Raw genomic sequence first — 20,218 nt, forward strand, 5'->3', positions numbered from 1 at the left:
CGGATTTCTCGAGCAAAATGATGCTTTTAGCAAAATCTCAAGAACACCTCATCAGATTTGCAGTCTATCTTCTGGCGAATCTATATCGAATACATTACGCTCACTGCCTTCTATTTCACGGATTTTCGCCTGTCCATTCTTAACAAGTTGAAAAGCACCCCTATCTCCAGTGATTTTCAAGAGCTCGGGAAATAGTTTCTTTGCTATGAATGTCGGGAAACCCTTTCTTCCGTCATACACAAAGGAGACCATCTCATCTTCAGGGAGAAGTGACTCCAGAAGAAACTCGACATCTTCTCCGCTAACCAAAGGCATATCGGCAAGCATGAGTACAATTCCAGTGCGCTCTTCAGCACATTCGCAAAGTCCTCTAACTATGCTGGTCGAAATTCCCTTTCTGTAATCATCATTTATCAATATTTTGAAGCTTCCCGTATCGAATCTATTGAGTTCGAAGCCAGGCTTAATAATTAGAAACTTGTTAAGAACACCAACATTCTTCAGATTATCGAGAGACCATTGCAGAAGAGGCTTTCCCCTAAAATTAGAACAGAGCTTCTCATCTCCAAAGCGACTGGATTCCCCTGCCGCCAGAAGAATTAGCGAAACAGAATTACTTTCCATTAGTTTTCCTGAGGTTTTCTGCGGCGGTCTTAATTGCCTGGACAATCTTGTAGTAACCTGTGCATCTACAAAGGTTGCCTTCGATTGCCTCCATTATCTCTTCATCGCTTGGCGAATCGTTTCTATCAAGAAGGGCCTTTGCCGACATTATCATGCCTGGAGTACAGAACCCGCATTGGACAGCTCCTTCGTCTACAAAAGCCTTCTGAATGGTGTCTAGTTCCCCATCCTTTGAGAGACCTTCAATTGTGGTTACCTCTGAACCATCGATTTCGGGAAGAAGAACGAGACAGGAATTGACTGCCTTCCCGTCGATGATTACGGTACAGGCGCCGCACTCCCCTTCGCCACAGCCTTCTTTTGTTCCAGTTAGGCCCAGTTCATCACGCAAGAAGTCCAGTAGTCTCATATCTTCGACTACATCCATTGATAACCGTTCATTGTTTAGTGTGAAGCTGATCTTCATTTAGAGCCTCCTCAATTGCATCTTTTACCGGTGACAAAGTCTCGACCTTTGGAAGCACATATGAAACGCTCTTAAGGTCCTTCAAACCATTTCCAGTTACCACGATGACAACACTATTTCTTTCGTTCACAATACTCAATCTTCTGGCCTTCTTGAAGCCTGCAAATGCCGTAGCGCCTGCCGGTTCGGCGAACACACCGGTTTCTCTGGCAAGTTCAATTATACTCCCGAGAATCTCACCGTCCGAAACGGAAAGAAACAAACCATTATGCTTCTGTGTGTACCTGCAAGCCTTAAAAACGTCTCTTGGCTTTCCCACACTGATGCTGTCCGCAACCGTTCTTGCCTCGATATCTACTGGCTCAAATGGGTATCCTCTTTCATAAGCTCTCATTATTGCGTTTGAACCTTCTGCCTGAACTCCTACTATGGTTGGAATTTTAGAGATCACACCGAGCTTCATCAAATCTTCAAACCCTTTGTAGAAACTTGACAAGACAGTACCATCACCTGCCGAAACAAAAACAAAATCCGGTAGTCTGTCTTTCGTCTTGAATGCGATTTCCATTGCACAAGTCTTCTTCCCCTCAAGAAGGTATGGATTTATTGCGCTATTTCTACAGTACCAACCCTTTGACATACCGATTTCCATCGACAAATCGAATACCCGGTCGTAGCTCGCATTTATTGCCAGGATTTTTGATCCATACACCTGTAGCTGAGTAATCTTGGCGGCAGGAGCTGTAGCGGGGACGAAGATCACGCTCTTCAGTCCACTAACAGCTGCAAATCCCGAAAGCGAGCTGGCTGCATTTCCCGTTGAAGCGCAGAAAACGGTATCGAAAGACTTTTCTTTCGCCTTTAAGACTGCAACACCGCTTGCTCTATCTTTAAATGAAGCAGTCGGATTCCTGCCGTCGTCTTTAAGGAGTAACTCCGATACTTTGTATTTTTCTTCCAAAAAATGGTTTCTATATAGAGGAGTATTGCCTACGAAGAGCCTTGGAGTATCGGTACAATTCTCAAATGGCAAAAGAAAATCAAATGCCCAAATACCCCTGTTGTTGAGATCGACCGAAGAAGATTCGTATTTTTCTCTCACTTGATCAAAGTCGTAAACGACTTCCAGGGTTCCTCTACGCTCGCCGCAAACTGGACAATAGTATTCCTCTTCCTCTTCTGAAAACTCCTTTCCGCATGTTATACATTTGAGAAGAAACTTGCTCAAACCAGGACACCTCCGATTGCAGCAACTGGGCAAATGGATTCACAAAGTCCGCAACCAAAGCATTCCGCTGAATCTACCTCCACTTTTTCCTGAAGACTGAGTGCAAAATACGGGCAGACCTCCACGCAAAGACCGCATCTAGTGCACTTATCATGATCAATTACAGGATTTCTTACGGTAAAGGACTCTTTCTGGTCCTTTGCAGAGCCAACTGCTTCTTCAACGCTTTTAAAACCTCTCTTTTCCAGAGCCGAGGGAAGCGATTCGAGAATTCTCTTGAATATCCCCTTTCCCCTTATCAGGGCTCCCGACAACATTTGAACTGCAGAAGCCCCGGCGCATAAGAAGTCTACGACATCGTCTGCGCTGACAATCCCGCCTACTCCAATTATAGGGAGAGTACAACCTTCACGAATTCTTCTCACCGATGAGAGGGATAGCCGCCTTATTACCGGTCCGCTAATCCAACCGAAACCGTCCCTGCTTCCTAAATAAGAACGATTTACTCTCCGGTCCATGGGGTAAACCGGACCCAGTGAATTGATAGCGACGATTCCGTCACCACCTGATTCCTGAACAACTCTCGCCATCTCCGCTGGATCGGGAACGGAAGGATCGAATTTCAGAAAGACAGGCTTTTCAGTTCCCGCTTTTACTGCAGAGATAAGCTCTCTGATAAGCGACGGATCATCGGCAACATAATGAGTTGACAACTCAAAAGCATCTGCGAATTTGGCGAATCGTGGGACCAACTTTCTTAAGTCCTCTGGTGAATAGCCTAGGCTAACGATTAAAGGAAGCGCTGATTCCTTCCTGTAATCTGGAAGAAATTCATTAAGCCATTTTTCAGGTGAGAATTCACTCCAAAGCTCTGTGTTTATTACGAAGTCCCTTTCTGCGATAATGCATGGTCTGGGAACCTTGGCTGCAACCGTTGATATTGTTTTTGTTACCATTGCACCTACTCCCATTGCCTCTATTGCGCGCATTTTTCTCTGGTCGCCGGTTAGTGGCCCGGAAGCGGGCATAAGGGGATTCTCTAGATGAATCCCGGCTATCTCAGTAGCGAGTTTCACCAGGCACCTCCTCAGAACCTTTTTTCAAAAGCTTTGTAAAGCTTTCTAGCCTCTTTGTATATATCATCTTCATTAACTCTTGTGGGTCTTCCTTCCGCCAGCACTCGTTCACCACCTACGAAAGCGTCGCTGACCGCAATGTTTTCGCATATACCAAAAAAGAAATGGTCGACGAAGTTCTCAGCCGTGATTTCAGTCGGGCTCTTATAATCTAGAAGAATGAAGTCTGCGCTGCTCCCTTCCCTGATTGTACCGAGATTTACACCAAAGGTCCTTGTTGCCAGATCGTAGTTTGAGCCAAAAAGCGAACGGCCGATATCACCTGAAGAACTAACTTTCGGATCACGGTAAATGTAATGAGGGCAAAGGATCAGGAACCGAACATCGTGACACAGGTTGAACCCGTACCCGTCATTTCCCAGAAGTATTCTTATGCCTTCATTAGCAAAGTTTCTCCATTCTGGAAAGCCAACGCCATTGTTCACGTTGGATTGACAGTTTACGACGATGTATCCTCTTGAATCTTTGACAAGAGTCCTTTCGGAAGGTGTAGTGTGGATGCAGTGAGCGTAGATCGAATTTTCGGTCATAAGTCCTGCCCTGCGAAATCTTTCCAGAACTCTCGAGTCATGAACACTAACTGTGTATTCCTGATCTTCAGGTCCCTCCGCGACATGGACATGTATGGGAATCTTTCCTGCTATCTCTCTTGAAGCAAGGGAAAGCGTTTCATTAGATAAAGTGAAGGAGGCATGGAGTCCGAATATGCCCTTTCTGTATGCCGAGCTTTCGCTGCTAAAATCCAAATTCTCCCTTATCCCTTTATCGCGCCGCTCCGTTCCGTCTCTGTCCGAAACCTCGTAAGCTCCACAGTATCTTAGGCCAACGGAATTCACGGAAGAAGCGATACCTCGAAGAGAACCCTCTATTGCATTTGGAGAGGAATTATGGTCAAAGAGAGATGTAACTCCGCTCTTAAGAGATTCTGTGGCAGCCACATAGGCGGAGATCTTGAGATCTTCTACTGTCATTGCTCTATCCAGTCTCCACCACAGTTGCTCAAGTAATTTCGTGAAAGACGAAGGGTTGAATGGAGCTACTTTTAACCCTCTTGCGAACGTTGAATATATGTGAGTATGGGCATTAACTAGAGATGGCATGAGCAACTTACCTTCGAAATAGAAGTTTTCGCCGTCATACGCGCTTTCTCCGGCTGCTACCTTGACTATCTTTCCATTTTCTACCCTTACGAATCCCTTTGGAATATAATCTCCATCATTTGTATAAATCGAAACGTTGTTTATTTGCATGTGCCTTTCTCCCAGTAAATGTTCTCTCTTTCAATGAAGCGTCCCGAGGCTTTCGGTAAAAGGATGTCACCGTTCTTAAAGGCCAGTTTCCCTCTGTGAATTACGGTTTCTACGGAACCTCTAAGTTTTATACCCTCAAACAATGAGTGGTCTGACCGTGTGTACCGTGACCTCGATACAGTGCTTTGCACATCTCTATCGACAATGGCGATATTAGCAATGCTTCCTGGAGCAAGAACTCCCCTCTTTGGAAAGAGGCCGAAAATTCTCGCTGGATTTGTCGAAAGAAGTGAGGAAACCCTTTTGAGATCACCATCGAGGATCGTGTTGATGGTTGCGAAGGAAATACCCAGCGAGCCAGTACCGTTAGGTATCGTGGGGTAATCGTCTCGATTTTCCCATTTTTCCCTGTTGAGGAACGGGCAATGGTCTGTTCCAATAGAAGATATCTCTCCTTTACGAAGCGCAGATTGAAGAAGAGCGCGCTCTTGATCTGTCCTCGGTGGCGGGCAGTATGTGTTCAGGTATCCTTGGTCGGTTTTTAGTGGATCATTATTTAGTAGTAGGTACTGCGGACAGGTTTCAAGTTTTGTGAACCTTCTCCAGTCGAGGCCAAGGGAAGAAAGAGCTTCAACTGTTTTTCCGCTTGAAACATGAACGATATAAAGCTGTCCTTCTTCTTCCAGAGAGATAAGCGAAAGCATTGCGACTTCGGAAAGCTCACTAATAGTCGGCCTAAGAGATGAGATATCTCTGTAGGTTGGCCTGGAGAATTCTTTTTCCCTTTCTCTTATTATCTCATCGTTCTCCGAATGGGCCATCAAAACGAATCCAAGCTTTCTTGAGAGTGAAAGCAGACTGTAAATCATCCCATCGTTCGAACGCCTACCGGAAGAGCTATACGTAGTGAAGACCTTTATCGAGGGCATCTTGGCGGCTATTGACGATCTAGCGATTTCTTCCGCGGAGAAGCTCGGATTGCCAGCCAAGGTTACGTGAAATGAGTAATCTACTCTGCTGTCCTTAGCTGCTGTCATTCTATCTCTCTTAGCAGCTTCTAATTGCGCAAGATCGGAGATTGGATCGAGAAAGTCGATAAGCGTCGTTACTCCACCACTCAGAGCAAGAGACGATCCAGATTCAAAGTTATCGGCAGAAGTGTATCTTCCTAGAGCCAGGCCTAGATGCACATGGGGATCTATGAACCCGGGAAGCAGGAAGAGACCAGAGCAGTCGATACTCTCCTTTGCCGGCAACTTCTCTTTAATCGAGGAAATCACTCTTATTTCCTCACCCTCAACGTAAACGTTTGCAGGAAAGAGTCCATTCTCCGTGCATACCGTTCCATTTTCGAGGGCAAGGTCATAAGTCACGATCTTCCACCCATTGTAAGAGCCATGATAGCTTTGGCCGTATGCAATCTGTTTTCTGCTTCGTCTATGACAACTGACTGTGGGCCGTCTATTACTTCATCCACTACTTCTCTGCCTCTGTCGGCGGGGAGTGCATGCATGTAAATGGCCCTCTTGTTTGCCAGCTTCATTCTCTCTGGAGTGCATATCCAATCTTTGTTTCTTCTCACTTCCGTCATTATTTCCTGGGGATCGTCTGAAACATAGAACCCTCCCCATGATTTCGGAATCACAATATCAGCATCTCTGAAGGCTTCATCCATATCGTGAAGTATCTCCAGCCTGGCACCGCTTCCTTCTGCATTCTTCTTCGCCAGGTCAACGATATCCGGCATTAAGTCAAACCCTTCGGGATATGCCAGTTTGACGTCCATTCCGTATCTTGTAAAAAGAAGAATCTGTGACTGGGGAACGGAAAGAGGCTTCAAATGGCTTTCAGCATAAGCCCATGTGATGGCAACTTTCAGTCCGCTAAGATTTGCTCCGAATCTCTCGCGCATTGTCATTATGTCAGCCATGACCTGCATCGGGTGATAGATGTCATCCTGGAGATTCAGGATGGGTACATCTGCATTTTCTGCAAGAGATCGAAGGTAGGAATTCCCGACTTTGAACTTGCAATGTCTTACTGCTATCGCGTGACCGTATCTTGAAAGGATCATCGCGGTATCCCTCGGAACCTCTCCATGTGCCGTCTGCATTGTCGATGGATCTAGATAATGCGCGTGACCGCCAAGCTGTGTAATTCCCGCTTCCATCGAATTTCGAGTTCGCGTAGATTGATCGAAGAACATCAAAAACACGGTTTTGTAAGGAAGCAAAGGTGTGGGGTCATTTGTTGCAAACCTTCTTTTGAGATCAGAAGATAAATCTAGCATAAGGTCGATTTCAGTTCTGTCGAAATCTTGTGTGGTAATGAAGTCTTTGCCTCTCAAAATGCTACTCATTATGTTACCTCCTAATCTACTGAGAGAGTCTTAATGGAAGAAGAGCATACATGGCCGCCGCTTTAACTAGATGATCCACAGGGCACTGATCGTCCGGGCTGTGAGCGAAAATCTCATTTGCAGGACCGAATCCGACTGTCGGAATTGCAAAGACACCGGCCGTTGCGATTCCATTTGTGGAGAAAGTCCATTTATCGACAAAGGGCTCTTCTCCAAAGACCTCCTTGTAAGTATTTACTGTCTTCTGAACAATTTCACTACTTTCATCCATTACCCATGTCGGAAAGTACTTCTCGACTGGATAGACAAGTCCAGTGTACGAAGGTCTTTCGTAGAAAAGCTCCAAAATCTCCGCCTCTTCGCCTGAAATTCTTATAGCGTCTTTGAGTTCCTCTATAACCGTCTCTTTGGTTTCGCCTGCTGTTAGTCTCCTGTCAATCTGTATGGTGCATTCGTCGGCAACGGCGTTTTGAGATGGAGACTTGAAGAAGATCTGAGTCACTGCTATCGTTCCCTTTCCGAGGAAGGGGTCGTCTTTTAACCTTTCATTCAAAACCTCGATTTGCTGAATGATTCGGCTCATTCTATAAATAGCATTGATTCCTCGTTCAGGAGCGCTGGCGTGACACGAGAGACCTGAAGTTCTAATTTGAAGTTCCATTCTTCCTCTGTGACCTCTATAAATGTTCAGATTTGTCGGTTCTGTAATGACGACATAATCCGGTATTATACCGTCTTCCTTGATTATGTATCTCCAGCACAGACCGTCGCAATCCTCTTCCATTACCGTCCCTGTAACGTAAAGGGTGAAGTCTCCCAGAAGACCCTCTTCTTTCATTATCCTGGCTCCATAGACCATTGCTGCCATTCCGGCTTTCTGATCTGAAGCTCCCCTTCCGTAGATTACTCCGTCAGAGACCACTCCGCCGAAGGGATCTACTTTCCAGAGTTTCTCGTTTCCAACTTCGACGGTATCTATGTGGGCGTCCATTGCAATCACATTCTTGCCGGATCCTATTCTGCCAAGAATATTCCCCAGTCCATCTATCCTGACTTCATCGAATCCAACTTTCTCCATCTCTTTTTGAATTCTCTGGACCACTTCTCTTTCGCCGGCGGAGAAGCTCTTGATACTAACAAGATCTCTAAGAAATTCGGTAAGTTCCTCGCGGTATGATTCAGCCTTGGTAAGAAGATCTCTCGACACTTTTGTCACTCCCATGCATTAGTATTTTCTTCATTATAACTTCTTGCATATTGTAAAGAAAAGCAACATAAGAACCGGCTAACGCTCTAGTAATAGTATAGCTCTACTAACGTTGGTTCTCAAACAGATCATTTCGATGGAATTGGGCAGACTCTTGAGAGGGGAGTTCATGGGTGGCGAACTTTGCCACATACAATAGATATAATTATCATTAGAGGGAGGTGATTAGATGAAAACTCTCGAAGTGAGAGATCTCAGTAGCAGAATCGGAAATTTCGATCTCGGCCCTATCGACCTCTCTGTGGAAAAAGGAGAGATTGTTGGTCTAATAGGACCTTCCGGCTGCGGCAAAACGCTATTGTTAAGGACTATTGCCGGACTACAAGAGCCGCTCTCTGGAAGTGTAACAATTAATGAGGACGATGTGACCTTTCTGGAACCGCATCTAAGGGGACTCGCATTTGTGTTTCAGGATAACGCCTTGTTTCCTCATATGGATACTCACGATAACATTGCATTTCCTCTCTCGGTGATGAAGGACAGGGAGGCCGATGCCAAGGTCAGTAAAAGGGCAGGAGAGCTTGATGGCCTGTCTGACTACCTTGACCGCTGGCCTAAGGAACTTCCGGCAGGAATGAAGAAGCTCACAGCATTTGCGAGAGAAACGGTGAAGAAATTCAATTTAATAATGCTGGATGAACCATTCGAGAGACTCGACAAGAAGATCAGAATAGAGATGAGATCGATAATCAAGAGAATGCTGATGGCGTTGGGAGAGTCCGTTCTCATAGTGCTGAACGACCCGGAAGATGCAATGGCCATAGCGGATAGAGTCTTTATTATGGATAGCGGAGTCGTATTGAGACAAGGTTCTCCGACTGAGATCTATGATGAACCGAATTCTCTCTTTGTCATGGAGCTCTTCTCTGCTATGGGAATAAACAGAGTTGGTGGGAGAGCATTCAGACCTCAGGACGTCGAACTTGACGATCAGGGCGAGGAGTTCAATCCAGAGCATTGCGGACCCTACGATTCGAAGCGAATCATCTGCAACGGGAAGTTAGGAGGAGAAGACGTCACGTTAATGCTGCCAATTGAGTGCAGGGACATGGACTCGATCTTTATTAGAATCACCAGGTTTTTCGATCTGTAATCTACCGTCGCGTCTTTGCCTTTGTTAAGTGAGGTTTGAGCTAATTATCGGCAAAATGATGTATAATTAGTAATGGTGATGTGTAAAACGTTTTTATGAGAGGCCTTTCTCAACGAGAAAGGCTTTTCTATCGGTTCGAAACCAGCTCAATAAGCCTATCAGGATAGTCGGTAATGATTCCGTCAACGCCGAGATCTATCAATCTTTCCATCTCCTGGAGATCATTGACGGTCCACGGAATAATCTTCAAACCGGATTGATGAGCGCTCTCCACCCAGCCGTCGGTCATCAACGAGTAACTGGGTGAAATTACGCTGCATCCTATACTGGCCAGCATTCTTCCGATGTCGAATCCAAAGTTCCTCAATCTAAGCCCTGCAGTCCAGATTGACTTGTCCAGATTGGTTTTCGACACAAGAGCGGCAGTTTGAACTGAGGGTTCAAGTTCCTTCGAAATCTTGAGTGCCTCCCAGTTGAAGGACTGTATTGTCGCTAGCTCCTCAAAGCCTTTTTCCAAAAGTATTTCCAGGACTTTGTGAACATGTTCTTTCAGGTCGATTGTGTCTGAAGGCCTATCGGGAAAATGTTTGATCTCAATGTTTACCCTAACGGATTCTCCGTGTGAATCGTTATATTCATCAACCAGGGAAAGCACTTCTTCCAGTGATGGAACGCGCTGGCCGTCCAGCTGGGTCTGCTCGGGCCAGTCTTCCGGTTCGCTAAGCCTTCCAATGTCGAACTCTCTAAGCACCTCGTAAGTGAGGTCCTTTATGAGTATTTTTTCTCGTATGAATTGCCCGTCTTTCCTTGTCCGCTGTGGATTGAGATAGGCTTCATGATTGATCACGACGACACCGTCCTTGGTGACTACCGTGTCAAGCTCTATGGTGTCAACACCCAGTTTTAGAGCGTGCGTGAAGGCGGCGATAGTATTCTCGGGCATGAGACCCCTGCAGCCGCGGTGCCCCTGCACATCAAACTCTGCCGTCGCGGAAAGTGCCGTTGAAATAGAAAGAAGAACGATAATTGCCGTGAATTTCAAGATAACTCTCATAATCACACTCCATTCAGTCTTTTTGAATTGCAGGTTGTATAATTTCCACTAGTTGCGCGGAGGTAGATAGCGTTGAATCTGAGTATTCTCTTCTTTGAAGCTCTAATTTATGCGAGCCTGGCGACTAAGAATCTGCTTAGTCAGTATTTCGATATCTCGGGTTTTTCCTCGACAGAAATCGGGATACTGATGGCGGTCCTACCGGTCGTCTCGCTAGTTTCCAGTCCTCTGTGGTTCAAAATCAGCTCTGGACTGGGTCAGAACAGAATCTATTATATCGTATCTCTCTCTTCAGCCGTATGCATCTGGCCGATCTTTGCAGCCAGTGATTTCCTGACGTCCCTGCTCTTCATGATCCTCTTCTCTCTTTTCTTTTCGGCAGTCGTTCCACTCGGTGATTCGATAATAATGACGAGTATCAAGAAGACCGGAGGCCGTTTTGATCGCGTGAGGCTTTTCGGCACGATAGGGTTTGCAGCTACATCTCTGTTGCTGAGCACTGTCGTCGGAATCAGTTTCTTCTGGTTATTTGCGGCCACATCCGTGGTTCTGGCCTTCTCACCGATATTTCTCAAGAAAAAGTCGGACGCATCGAGAACAGAAGCCACTGAAAGCTCTGCCGGTGCAGGTTCCCTTCTTCAGTTTTCTATGATGACTATCGGAATGTTCTTTGGTATTACGTTGAACTCCTTCCATAATTCCTTCATTGCGGTCTTCACAAGGCAGAACGGGATGGACCCTTCGGTCGTTGGAATTGTCTTCGCAATTACCGCTCTTTCTGAGATTCCCTTCCTGCTGGTCGCCGACAGGATAATCGAAAGAATTGGCAGTATGAAGATCCTGCTATTCGGTATGGCGGTAATTGGAGTCAGGATGATCCTCGTCTCCTTCGCGACGAACGTTTACGCGCTCTATTTGGTGGAGTCGTTGCACGGTTTGACGTATATTCTAATGTATTACTCGCTTTTTCACTTCATCCATTACGGGCTTTCTGGCAGGCAGCAAATTTTCGCTCAAAGTGTCTTCTGGATTGTAAGGTCGGGACTGACCTTCATCGTAGGATCAATAGGAGGGGGAATAATTATCGACGCATTCTCAGTCTTCTTTGCCTTCAGGTTCTTTGGATATGTCGGGCTCTTATCAGCAATCATTATGACGATCGTTTACTTATCGTTTCGAAGATCACGATCTAATTCTGGATGAAGCTTCTGGGTCCGGGTATTTTGGACTTTCTCTCAGAACAGCGATTCATTGCTTCTAATGACAGATGGAAACAATCTCCAGATTGAATAACGGGTCAGTCTTTCGAAGGAATTCGTGAGTGATCCTATCTTTTCAAAGAACGAGAGAGAAGCGATATCCTGGGTCTGGCGAGCGATATCCGATTCTGTTGGCTTCTCAGGGAGCTTCTTGAGCGGGAGCACTCGGTGTTATAATTACTGCGGTATTCTGCCGTTTTCAATTTCTGAAAAGGGAGGGTTCTGTATGAAAAAGCTTCTTGTACTGGTTCTTCTGTGTTTGTCTGTCTTTGCTTTTGGAAAGACCACTATCAATTTCTGGCACGCTATGAGCGGTAGCAGGTTGGGTGCAGTCGATGCGATTATCGAAGGTTTCAATGCCGAAAATCCCGGCATTGAGGTAATTGCTCAGTTCACTGGCTCGTATGCCGAGACTCTTACCAAGGCTATAGCTTCATATCGAGCGGGAGATCAGCCTCACATCGTTCAGGTTTACGAGGTCGGTCTTCAGACCATGTTGGACAGTAACGCTATCAAACCGGTCTTTGAGCTTTCCGGTCCCGATTTTGATTGGGGAGACGTGATTGGCCCTATCCTCGATTATTACACAGTAGGCGACCAGCTCTATTCAATGCCTTTCAACTCTTCAAGCGCAATTCTCTATTACAACAAGGATATTTTCAGAGCAGCCGGACTCGATCCCAACAAGCCCCCTTCGACTTTTGATGAACTCTACGAAATGGGAAGAACAATCGTAGAATCGGGAGCCGCACAGGGCGGAATTTCCTTTGGTTGGCCGGCTTGGGTCTTTGAGCAGACACATTCGGTTCATGGCCAGTTCTACGCGAACAATGAAAACGGCAGAGTCGGCAAGGCAACGGAGGTTTATTTCAACGATGCTTTTGGTGTCAAGGTCCTTGCGGAATGGATAAAGTGGGCTCAGGCGAAAGTCTTCATGTACGGTGGCAGGGAGTACGATGCCAACCAGGCCTTCCTGACCAAGCAGGTTGCCATGTTGATTCAGTCGACATCGTCGGTAAGTTCTATCGAGTCGAAGGCCGATTTCGAAATGGGAACAACCTTCCTGCCGGTTATGCCAGGCTATCCAAAGGGAAACTCTGTCATTGGCGGAGCGACCCTGTGGGTAATGAAGGGCCATACAGACGAAGAGTATGAGGCGATCTGGAAATTCTTCCAGTACCTTATGAAGACTGAAGTTACTGCCGAGTGGCATAAGTCGACGGGCTACTTCCCAGCAACCAATAGCGCAGTCAAGAAACTCATGGATGAAGGTTGGTTTGCCGAAAATCCAAATCACCTTACGGCCTTCCTGCAGATTCTTTCGGGAACGAGAGTTCCCGAAGCACAGGGAGTAAGGCTAGGGAATTTCGTTGCAATAAGGGATATTGTCGACGGTGCTATCGAAAACGCAATTCAGTACACGGGAAGTGATTACGAGGGAGAGGCAAAGAGAATCCTCGATGACGCGGCAGAAAAAACGAACACTACTCTTGAAGAATACACATTGATCTACGGCAAGTAATTTTCTTCTGGATCCCCTGACAGAGATGTCAGGGGATCTTTAGTATTTTTCGGACGGTGATAAAGCATGCATAGTCGTTTTCCAAACAGGTTCTTACCCTACTTGCTACTTCTACCTTCGGTGGTCGTGGTCATCATCTTTTTGATTGTTCCAACTATTCAGTCGCTGTATTTGAGTTTCTTCAGGGTATCTCCTTTTGGTGACAGGCTGATATTCGTGGGCTGGTATAATTTCTCCAAGCTCTTCAAATCTTCAGATTACATTGACAGCCTCGTAATCACGCTTGTTTTTGCGGTTTTCGTCGTACTGATCGGTCTGACTCTGGGAATGTTGCTTTCAGTACTTCTCAATCAAAAGCTGAAGGGGCTGCAAGTATATCGAACTCTTTTCATCTGGACTTATGCGATTTCACCGGCCGTTGCGGGTACGATCTGGGCACTGATGTTCAGCCCTTCGAGCGGGCCGATCACGTTTTTGCTGAAGGCGATCTTCGGAGCAAACGTTAACTGGATGATGGATGGGAAAGTTGCCCTCGTTGCGGTAATCATTGCAGCTTCGTGGAAAATGCTCGGTTACAATATTATCTTTTTCCTGTCAGGACTCCAAACAATTCCTCAAGAATTGATGGAGGCTTCTGCAATAGATGGCGCATCGAGCCTTCGCAGATTCTTCAAGATCACTATTCCGTTGTTGTCGCCGACCACTTTCTTTCTGCTGATTATGAACACGCTGTACGCCTTTTTTCAGGTCTTCGGACTGATCGACATAATGACGAAGGGCGGCCCTGGCGACGCAACGCAAGTGCTGGTTTACAAGTTGTACAGAGACGGATTTATAAACCTCGATACCGGTTTCGCATCAGCGCAGTCAATAGTACTCTTCATTTTTGTTGCCATCTTGACGGTTGTGCAGTTCAGGTTTGCCGAGCAAAAGGTCTTCTATGGATGACGGTGGGGTGAGCTAGATGAAGCAGAGGAAATCATCGATCTTTCTGAGCTATCTCTTTCTGACAATAGCGCTCGTAGTAATAATGTTTCCGATTTACTACGCCTTCACCATGAGCACATTCGACGAAAAGGAAGCCTACTCGTTCCCTCCCAAGTTCATTCCAAGCATCCACGCTGTCGATAACTTTGCAACGGCCTGGAAGACCGTGAATATGGGAAGATTGATCTTCAACAGTGCATTCATTTCAATTACCGTGGCACTTGCAAAGATATTTCTTTCGATGCTCGCTGCCTTTGCTTTCACCTATTTCGGCAATTTCAAAGGAAAGTACTTCTTTTTTGCAGTTATACTGATAACCCACATGCTGCCGCTTCCGATCAGAATCGTGCCGACTTATGAACTGATGAGAACATTCGGCTGGGTCAACACTTATCGAGCGCTTACAATTCCCTTTTTTGCCAGCGCAACAGGCACGCTTCTCTTCCGGCAACTGTTCATGACCGTTCCCTCTTCTCTTTCAGATGCGGCGAGGATCGACGGGGCGGGACCGATGAGGTTCTTGTTCAATGTTCTCATACCTCTTTCGAAGACTAATGTCGGAGCACTATTTCTGATTGAATTCACATATATGTGGAACGAGTACCTGTGGCCGATGATTGTTACGAACAGCAACAACATGAGGGTTGTTCAGATAGGAATAAAAATGCTTCTGGCCAGTGAGGCTCAGGCAGCGGAGTGGAACATTATTATGGCGGGAGCAATAATCGCTATGGTCCCTCCGTTGATTATGCTGTTATTGTTCCAGAAAACCTTTATGGAAGGATTCAGCCTGAAAGAAGAGAAGTAGATCTACACCGACCTTCTCCTATCTGTTCAGGGCATTTTCGATCGCCTTTAGAATTACCTTACTGCTGTAGGTCGCCCCGGAGATTACATCCACCTCGACAGACTGGTTTTCGATAACCGATGCTGTGATCGCTTCCGCGGGCTTTCCTCTGCCGTTATTGTGCTTGACGATCTCAATTGATTTGATTTCATGCCCAGATACTGCTACTCTTACAGTTGCACTCACTATTCCGGCCCCGAAGCTGCCCTCGTAATACCCGTCATCCAGCTCAGAGAGATTGAGCGGTGCAAATTCGAGTGTGTCCAGTTCTTTCAGTCCGGCTTCGAGTTTTGGAACGACAAATGCAAACATAATTATTAACAGGGCTGCTATGAGAATTCCAACCGTGACAAGTACTTTTATAAGGGTCCTTCCCTTCATTTTCTTTCCTCCTGAAATGTAGTCGTTACTGGATGTCTCCAAAAACAGATGAGCCGACTAATCCTCAAAGTCTTTGACAAATCTGTCAATATTACCCGGGATGATATGGGGCTGTGGCTTACCCTTTGAGGCGGCTTTCAACATCATTTTTGAAAGGAATCCCAGTCTCTCTAGATTAAACTCACCTCCAAAGAAACCTTTAGATTTGCATTTGTCGAGAAATTCCTTCGGGAAGTTTTGGGACAAGTACTCGTTGAAGTTCTCTTCTCCAGCACCCATACAAAGGAACACACCGAGGCGCTTTGCCTTAAGCGTTTCGAGGTTTTTCTGTACGAACTCGGAAATCTCTTTCTGTACTTTTCCGATTCTGATGGAAGCTCCAACGATAACTGAATCATATCCAGATAGATCTGGCGAAGAGACCTTCTTGATGTTGACGACGGTACTTTCGCCGGAGAGCATTTCAGAGATTTTTGCCGAGCACTTTTCGGCTGTTCCACTTCTCGTTGCGTAGATGATTGCGGTTTTCATGCTGCACCTCCTTTTATCACCCATCACGATGATATAGCTTTTTCAGTTTACATTATATGAGATATTGGTGATTGTGGTTATGTAAATGAAAACTGTGTTCCGTATTCTCTTTGAAAAAGCATTTTTCAGGCGGCCGCTCTTGAAGAATTCTGGCATTGTGTTATAATTCTATGCGTTGAAATCCCGCTTTGCCACATAAGGCAAAGCCACAGTCCAAGGGAGGAGGAAGTTAATGAAGAGGATTTACGAAACGATGTTCATAGTCTCGCCAAAGCTAGATGAAGAAGAGCGTAATGCGATGGCTGAAAAGGTAAGAGACTACATTGTTGAACGAGTCGGAGGAACCATCGAAAAGTTCGACAGATGGGGTATTAGAAAGCTCGCTTACAGAGTTGCAAAGGGCTTCAGTGAAGGTGACTACACGGTAGTTCAGTTCAGGGCCGAACCCGAAACTCTAGACATTCTTGAGAGATTCTTCGGTATTACACCCGATGTTTTCAGGTGGCAGACCTTCAGGAGAGAGGATCTTGAGAAGGCGGAAAAGAAGGCCTCGCTGAAACCGGCTGAAGCAGTTGAAGAACCGGAGACTGTTGAGGTAGTGGAGAGTGTTGAAGCAGCGGCCGAGACCGTTGTAGAAGATAGCTCTGATGAAGCGGCCGGTGTGGAAACCGAGACGGTTGAAGAAGTAAAGCAGACGGAGGAGTAAAAAATGTCTATTAGCTACAATCATGTTGTCCTGATAGGTAGGCTTACTCGCGATCCTGAGATCAAGTTTGCCGCAAGCGGTACCCAGATAACCACATTCACTCTTGCGGTAGATAGGAATATTCCATCGTCTAACAATGACAACACTGATTTCATTAGGATTGTAACTTTTGGCAAGACGGCTGAGTTTGTTGGAAACTACATAACCAAAGGCAGACTGATACTTGTTGAGGGTTCTTTGAGAATCAACAAGTGGAAGACCCAGGATGGGGAACCAAGATCGAACGCGGAAGTCGCGGCTTCCAATATTCGGTTCATGGAAACCAAAGCCCAGGCCCAACAGTCTTCCGGAGGTTTTGACAGACCGTCGCAGGATACCGGTGTGATTGAAGCCACTGGAAACGATGACATTACTTTCTTTGGAAGTGAGACAGAAGACTCCGGGAGCGACGATATCCCATTTTAATGTAGGAGGAAGATTATGGTAAGAGATAACAGAAGAAGAGGAAGAAGCAGAAGAAAGTGCAGACTCTGCGGTACAAAGACGACATACATTGATTATAAGAATATCTCTTTGCTCCGTGATTATGTGACAGAGAAAGGTAAGATAATTCCAAAACGTATTACCGGAAACTGCGCCAAACACCAGAGGATGGTGAAGGAAGCGATTCAGAGGGCGAGATTCATGGCGCTGCTTCCTTACACTAAAGAGTAATAATCAATTCGGGAGGCGAAGAGCCTCCCTTTTTTAAAGGAGGTTTTCTATGAAGGTGATTCTTCTCAAAGACTTAAGCAACGTTGGAAAAGCCGGTGAAGTGAAGAATGTGTCGGACGGTTACGGTAGAAACTTCCTGATTCCTAAGGGTTTTGCGGTTGAAGCCAATGCCAAAGAGATGGCGAAACTTAAGCAGACGCAGAAACAGAAGGAAGAAAAGGAAGAAAGGATAAGGAAGGCGAGCGAGGAGCTGCTTCATGAGCTTCAAAAGCATCACTTCACAATAAAAGCAAAATCAGGCGTGAGCGGCAAGCTATTTGGAGCCGTAACCTCGGGAGATATTTCCAACCATATAAGGTCCGTAATAGGCGTTGATATCGATAAGAGAGAAATTGATCTAGAGGATCACATCAAACAGACTGGTGAATACAAAGTGGATGTCAAGCTTCCAGGCAATGTAAAGGGAAAGATCGCTTTGAAAGTCGAAGGCCTGGAGGAAGAATAATTTGGAGTTTCAGATATTCTCGAAGGCGCTCTATTCTACATGGATTCTATATAGACCCGAAAGGGTCCTCTTCGATGTGGGAGAGGGTATATCGACTGTTCTTGGAAACAGCGTATATGCTATAAAAGACATCTTTCTTACTCACGGGCACGTCGATCATATTTCGGGCCTTTGGGGTCTTATCAATACAAGAAACACAGCTATGGGTGACCGCAATAAGCAGTTGAGGATTAATTTCCCTTCGGGCAATCGAGCCATAGAAGCTTATTTGGATTTCATTATTGGAATGAATCCCAGGCTTAGATACAACATGATACTGAACCCGCTGAACGTTGGGGATGAAGTATATCTAAGAACGGCGGGCAGTTTCAGAAGGCACGTCACCCCCTTCAAAGTGAAGCACACGATTGGCGAAATCAGTTATGGTTATCACGTCTATGAAGAAAGAAGGAAGTTAAAAGATATCTACGGCGGTCTTCCGTCAAAAGAAATCGCCAGTGTCGTAAAAGAGAAAGGCAGAGAAGCTATTACTGATACCTATCTTCAAAAAATCGTGACTATTAGTGGCGACACATTCGCTCTCCCGCCGGAAGTCATTAGTAACTCAGAGACTCTCCTTCATGAGTGCACATTTCTCGTCGGAAAAGACAGAAGAAATCAGAACCATTCCAGTATAGACGAAGTCATCTGTACAGTGAGGCAGAGCAGCGGGATAAAGAGACTGATATTGTATCATATATCGGGGCGATACACCTCGAAGATAAAAAAATGGCATAATATTATCAAGAAGGAGTTGGAAGGTACCGGAACTGAGGTTTTTCTTGTTCACCCGGAACATGTTTTCGAATTGTAAGGCTGTTCTGTGTACTCCGGGAGGAGGTAAAGAATGGGTTACATAGGCTGGATGATTTTTGGTGTTGTCTTACTCGTGGCAGAGATACTTACTCCTACGTTCTTCTTTCTGTGGTTTTCGATCGGTTCCTTTCTCGCAGGTCTTACGGCAATGTTTTCTTTTAGCCTTGGCTGGCAGGTACTTGTATTTGCATTAAGCAGCACTTTGCTTGTTCTTCTCACAAGACCAATTGCCAGGAAACTTTCCAAAGGCGATTCGCCAAAAAAGATGTACATAGACGGTCTCGTAGGTTCAAGAGGACGCGTAACTGTGGAGATAAATCCTCAGCTGGAAAAGGGATTGGTCAGGATAGAAGGAGAGGACTGGAGAGCGGCCTCGTTAAATGGCGAAACAATACCGGTTGACTCTTTGGTCAGGGTGACGAGACTTGAAGGCACTCTGATCTACGTCGAGAGAATAGCCGACGAAAGTAAATAACGATAGAAAGGGGGATTAACAATGGTTTTTTGGTTGATACTTGCAGCAGTAATCTTCATCATTGCAGCTTCAGGAATAAAGATCATTCGTCCTTTCGAAAAGGGACTTGTCGAGAGACTTGGAAAGTACAGAAGAGATGCTAATCCGGGTCTTCAGTTCATTATTCCCTTTATCGAAAGAATGGTAAAGGTAGATCTGAGAGAGACCGTAATAGATGTTCCTCCTCAGGAGGTTATAACCAAGGACAATGTCGTGGTAACTGTCGACGCGATTATCTACTATCAGATAACCGACGCATTTAGAGTTGTGTATAACGTCTCGAACTTCGAGATTGCCGCAATCAAACTGGCTCAGACAAACCTCAGGAACGTAATCGGAGAAATGGAACTTGACCAGACGCTTACTTCCAGAGAAAGGATCAACGTTACTCTGAGAGAGGTCCTGGACGAAGCTACGGACAAATGGGGCGTCAAGGTTACCAGGGTCGAGATCAAGAAGATCGATCCGCCTCAAGATATTATGGATGCCATGTCCAAGCAGATGAAAGCCGAAAGAACCAAGAGAGCAGTCATTCTTGAAGCAGAGGGTTACAAACAGTCAGAGATAACCAAGGCCGAAGGTGACAAGATGTCGGCGATTCTTCAGGCCGAAGGCCAGAGTGAATCGATAAAGAGAGTGGCGGAAGCCAACAAGTTCAAACTGATAGCTGAGGCCGAGGGTCAAGCAAATGCAACGATCAATGTCTTCAAGGCAATTCATGAGGGAGATCCCACAAAGGACGTAATTGCCATCAGGTATCTTGACGCCTTGAAGCAGATTGCCGACGGCAAAGCAAACAAGGTCTTCTTACCATTCGAGAGCAGTGCAATGCTTAGCTCATTAGGTTCCATGGCGGAAATCTTCAAGGATGGGAAAGATAGTTCAAGTGTTAATGAGAAGGAAAGCAAGAAGTGATCTGA

23 protein-coding genes are annotated in these 20,218 nt (G+C 45.8%); 12 read left to right on the plus strand and 11 right to left on the minus strand.

The window, feature by feature from the left end; genetic code table 11:
- Window positions 1-51: 51 nt before the first annotated feature.
- From THEBA_RS04750 to THEBA_RS04785, 8 genes are read right to left on the minus strand one after another with little or no spacing between them, the layout of a single operon-like run.
- On the minus strand, window positions 52-624 hold the full coding sequence (locus THEBA_RS04750; RefSeq protein ID WP_014730662.1) for a nucleotidyltransferase family protein: 573 nt from the start codon (window positions 622-624) through the stop codon (window positions 52-54).
- Window positions 614-1,090 carry a (2Fe-2S)-binding protein gene (locus THEBA_RS04755; RefSeq protein ID WP_014730663.1) on the minus strand — a complete coding sequence of 159 codons (477 nt, stop codon included), beginning with the start codon at window positions 1,088-1,090 and terminating at the stop codon, window positions 614-616. The genes THEBA_RS04750 and THEBA_RS04755 overlap by 11 nt, the downstream gene beginning before the upstream one ends.
- On the minus strand, window positions 1,062-2,318 hold the full coding sequence (gene thrC / locus THEBA_RS04760) for a threonine synthase (RefSeq protein ID WP_014730664.1): 1,257 nt from the start codon (window positions 2,316-2,318) through the stop codon (window positions 1,062-1,064). The genes THEBA_RS04755 and thrC overlap by 29 nt, the downstream gene beginning before the upstream one ends.
- Window positions 2,315-3,394, minus strand: a complete 1,080-nt coding sequence (locus THEBA_RS04765; protein WP_014730665.1) for a 4Fe-4S binding protein — start codon at window positions 3,392-3,394, stop codon at window positions 2,315-2,317. The genes thrC and THEBA_RS04765 overlap by 4 nt, the downstream gene beginning before the upstream one ends.
- Window positions 3,395-3,405: 11 nt before the next feature.
- Window positions 3,406-4,704: an amidohydrolase family protein gene (locus tag THEBA_RS04770; RefSeq protein ID WP_014730666.1), complete on the minus strand. Its 1,299-nt coding sequence runs from the start codon at window positions 4,702-4,704 to the stop codon at window positions 3,406-3,408.
- Window positions 4,695-6,077: a dihydroorotase gene (locus tag THEBA_RS04775; protein WP_014730667.1), complete on the minus strand. Its 1,383-nt coding sequence runs from the start codon at window positions 6,075-6,077 to the stop codon at window positions 4,695-4,697. The genes THEBA_RS04770 and THEBA_RS04775 overlap by 10 nt, the downstream gene beginning before the upstream one ends.
- Entirely contained in the window at window positions 6,074-7,063 is a 990-nt protein-coding gene (locus THEBA_RS04780; protein WP_006492658.1) for an ornithine carbamoyltransferase, read from the minus strand. The genes THEBA_RS04775 and THEBA_RS04780 overlap by 4 nt, the downstream gene beginning before the upstream one ends.
- Before the next feature lie 16 nt (window positions 7,064-7,079).
- Window positions 7,080-8,270: a YgeY family selenium metabolism-linked hydrolase gene (locus THEBA_RS04785; RefSeq protein WP_014730668.1), complete on the minus strand. Its 1,191-nt coding sequence runs from the start codon at window positions 8,268-8,270 to the stop codon at window positions 7,080-7,082.
- A gap of 229 nt (window positions 8,271-8,499) precedes the next feature.
- Between THEBA_RS04785 and THEBA_RS04790 the strand changes: the two genes are divergently transcribed.
- Window positions 8,500-9,423 carry an ABC transporter ATP-binding protein gene (locus THEBA_RS04790; RefSeq protein WP_014730669.1) on the plus strand — a complete coding sequence of 308 codons (924 nt, stop codon included), beginning with the start codon at window positions 8,500-8,502 and terminating at the stop codon, window positions 9,421-9,423.
- A gap of 127 nt (window positions 9,424-9,550) precedes the next feature.
- On the opposite strand, the gene THEBA_RS04795 is transcribed toward THEBA_RS04790, so the two are convergent.
- Entirely contained in the window at window positions 9,551-10,477 is a 927-nt protein-coding gene (locus THEBA_RS04795; protein WP_014730670.1) for a glycerophosphodiester phosphodiesterase family protein, read from the minus strand.
- A gap of 72 nt (window positions 10,478-10,549) precedes the next feature.
- Between THEBA_RS04795 and THEBA_RS04800 the strand changes: the two genes are divergently transcribed.
- The 4 genes from THEBA_RS04800 (at window position 10,550) to THEBA_RS04815 (ending at window position 15,053) form a co-directional block, all read left to right on the plus strand.
- Window positions 10,550-11,680 (plus strand): MFS transporter, encoded by a 1,131-nt coding sequence (locus THEBA_RS04800; protein ID WP_014730671.1) that lies wholly within the window; start codon window positions 10,550-10,552, stop codon window positions 11,678-11,680.
- Window positions 11,681-11,962: 282 nt separating this feature from the next.
- Complete coding sequence (locus THEBA_RS04805) at window positions 11,963-13,258, plus strand: ABC transporter substrate-binding protein (RefSeq protein ID WP_014730672.1); 1,296 nt, start codon at window positions 11,963-11,965, stop codon at window positions 13,256-13,258.
- Window positions 13,259-13,324: 66 nt separating this feature from the next.
- On the plus strand, window positions 13,325-14,206 hold the full coding sequence (locus THEBA_RS04810; RefSeq protein ID WP_014730673.1) for a carbohydrate ABC transporter permease: 882 nt from the start codon (window positions 13,325-13,327) through the stop codon (window positions 14,204-14,206).
- A 16-nt stretch (window positions 14,207-14,222) separates the two neighbouring features.
- Window positions 14,223-15,053: a carbohydrate ABC transporter permease gene (locus THEBA_RS04815; protein ID WP_014730674.1), complete on the plus strand. Its 831-nt coding sequence runs from the start codon at window positions 14,223-14,225 to the stop codon at window positions 15,051-15,053.
- 18 nt (window positions 15,054-15,071) lie between these two features.
- Here THEBA_RS04815 and THEBA_RS04820 read toward each other — a convergent pair whose 3' ends face one another.
- Together THEBA_RS04820 and THEBA_RS04825 are read right to left on the minus strand one after the other, a co-directional pair.
- Window positions 15,072-15,473: an FMN-binding protein gene (locus THEBA_RS04820; protein WP_014730675.1), complete on the minus strand. Its 402-nt coding sequence runs from the start codon at window positions 15,471-15,473 to the stop codon at window positions 15,072-15,074.
- A gap of 57 nt (window positions 15,474-15,530) precedes the next feature.
- Window positions 15,531-16,004 (minus strand): flavodoxin domain-containing protein, encoded by a 474-nt coding sequence (locus tag THEBA_RS04825; protein WP_014730676.1) that lies wholly within the window; start codon window positions 16,002-16,004, stop codon window positions 15,531-15,533.
- Between the two features lie 232 nt (window positions 16,005-16,236).
- Between THEBA_RS04825 and rpsF the strand changes: the two genes are divergently transcribed.
- From rpsF to THEBA_RS04860, 7 genes are read left to right on the plus strand one after another with little or no spacing between them, the layout of a single operon-like run.
- Window positions 16,237-16,710, plus strand: coding sequence for a 30S ribosomal protein S6 (gene rpsF / locus THEBA_RS04830; RefSeq protein WP_014730677.1), 474 nt, complete (start codon window positions 16,237-16,239; stop codon window positions 16,708-16,710).
- Window positions 16,711-16,713: 3 nt separating this feature from the next.
- A complete protein-coding gene (locus THEBA_RS04835; protein ID WP_014730678.1) occupies window positions 16,714-17,175 on the plus strand; it encodes a single-stranded DNA-binding protein in 462 nt (153 codons plus the stop codon).
- A gap of 15 nt (window positions 17,176-17,190) precedes the next feature.
- Entirely contained in the window at window positions 17,191-17,424 is a 234-nt protein-coding gene (rpsR, locus tag THEBA_RS04840; protein ID WP_014730679.1) for a 30S ribosomal protein S18, read from the plus strand.
- Between the two features lie 49 nt (window positions 17,425-17,473).
- Window positions 17,474-17,929, plus strand: a complete 456-nt coding sequence (gene rplI, locus THEBA_RS04845) for a 50S ribosomal protein L9 (RefSeq protein ID WP_014730680.1) — start codon at window positions 17,474-17,476, stop codon at window positions 17,927-17,929.
- Window position 17,930: 1 nt separating this feature from the next.
- The gene (locus THEBA_RS04850; protein ID WP_014730681.1) at window positions 17,931-18,782 is read left to right on the plus strand and encodes an MBL fold metallo-hydrolase; all 852 of its coding nucleotides are present in this window, start codon (window positions 17,931-17,933) and stop codon (window positions 18,780-18,782) included.
- Between the two features lie 33 nt (window positions 18,783-18,815).
- Window positions 18,816-19,259: an NfeD family protein gene (locus THEBA_RS04855; RefSeq protein ID WP_014730682.1), complete on the plus strand. Its 444-nt coding sequence runs from the start codon at window positions 18,816-18,818 to the stop codon at window positions 19,257-19,259.
- A gap of 21 nt (window positions 19,260-19,280) precedes the next feature.
- Window positions 19,281-20,213 carry an SPFH domain-containing protein gene (locus tag THEBA_RS04860; protein WP_014730683.1) on the plus strand — a complete coding sequence of 311 codons (933 nt, stop codon included), beginning with the start codon at window positions 19,281-19,283 and terminating at the stop codon, window positions 20,211-20,213.
- The last annotated feature ends 5 nt before the right edge of the window (window positions 20,214-20,218 follow it).

Origin of the sequence: Mesotoga prima MesG1.Ag.4.2, assembly GCF_000147715.2 — a bacterium.
Lineage (GTDB): Bacteria > Thermotogota > Thermotogae > Petrotogales > Kosmotogaceae > Mesotoga > Mesotoga prima.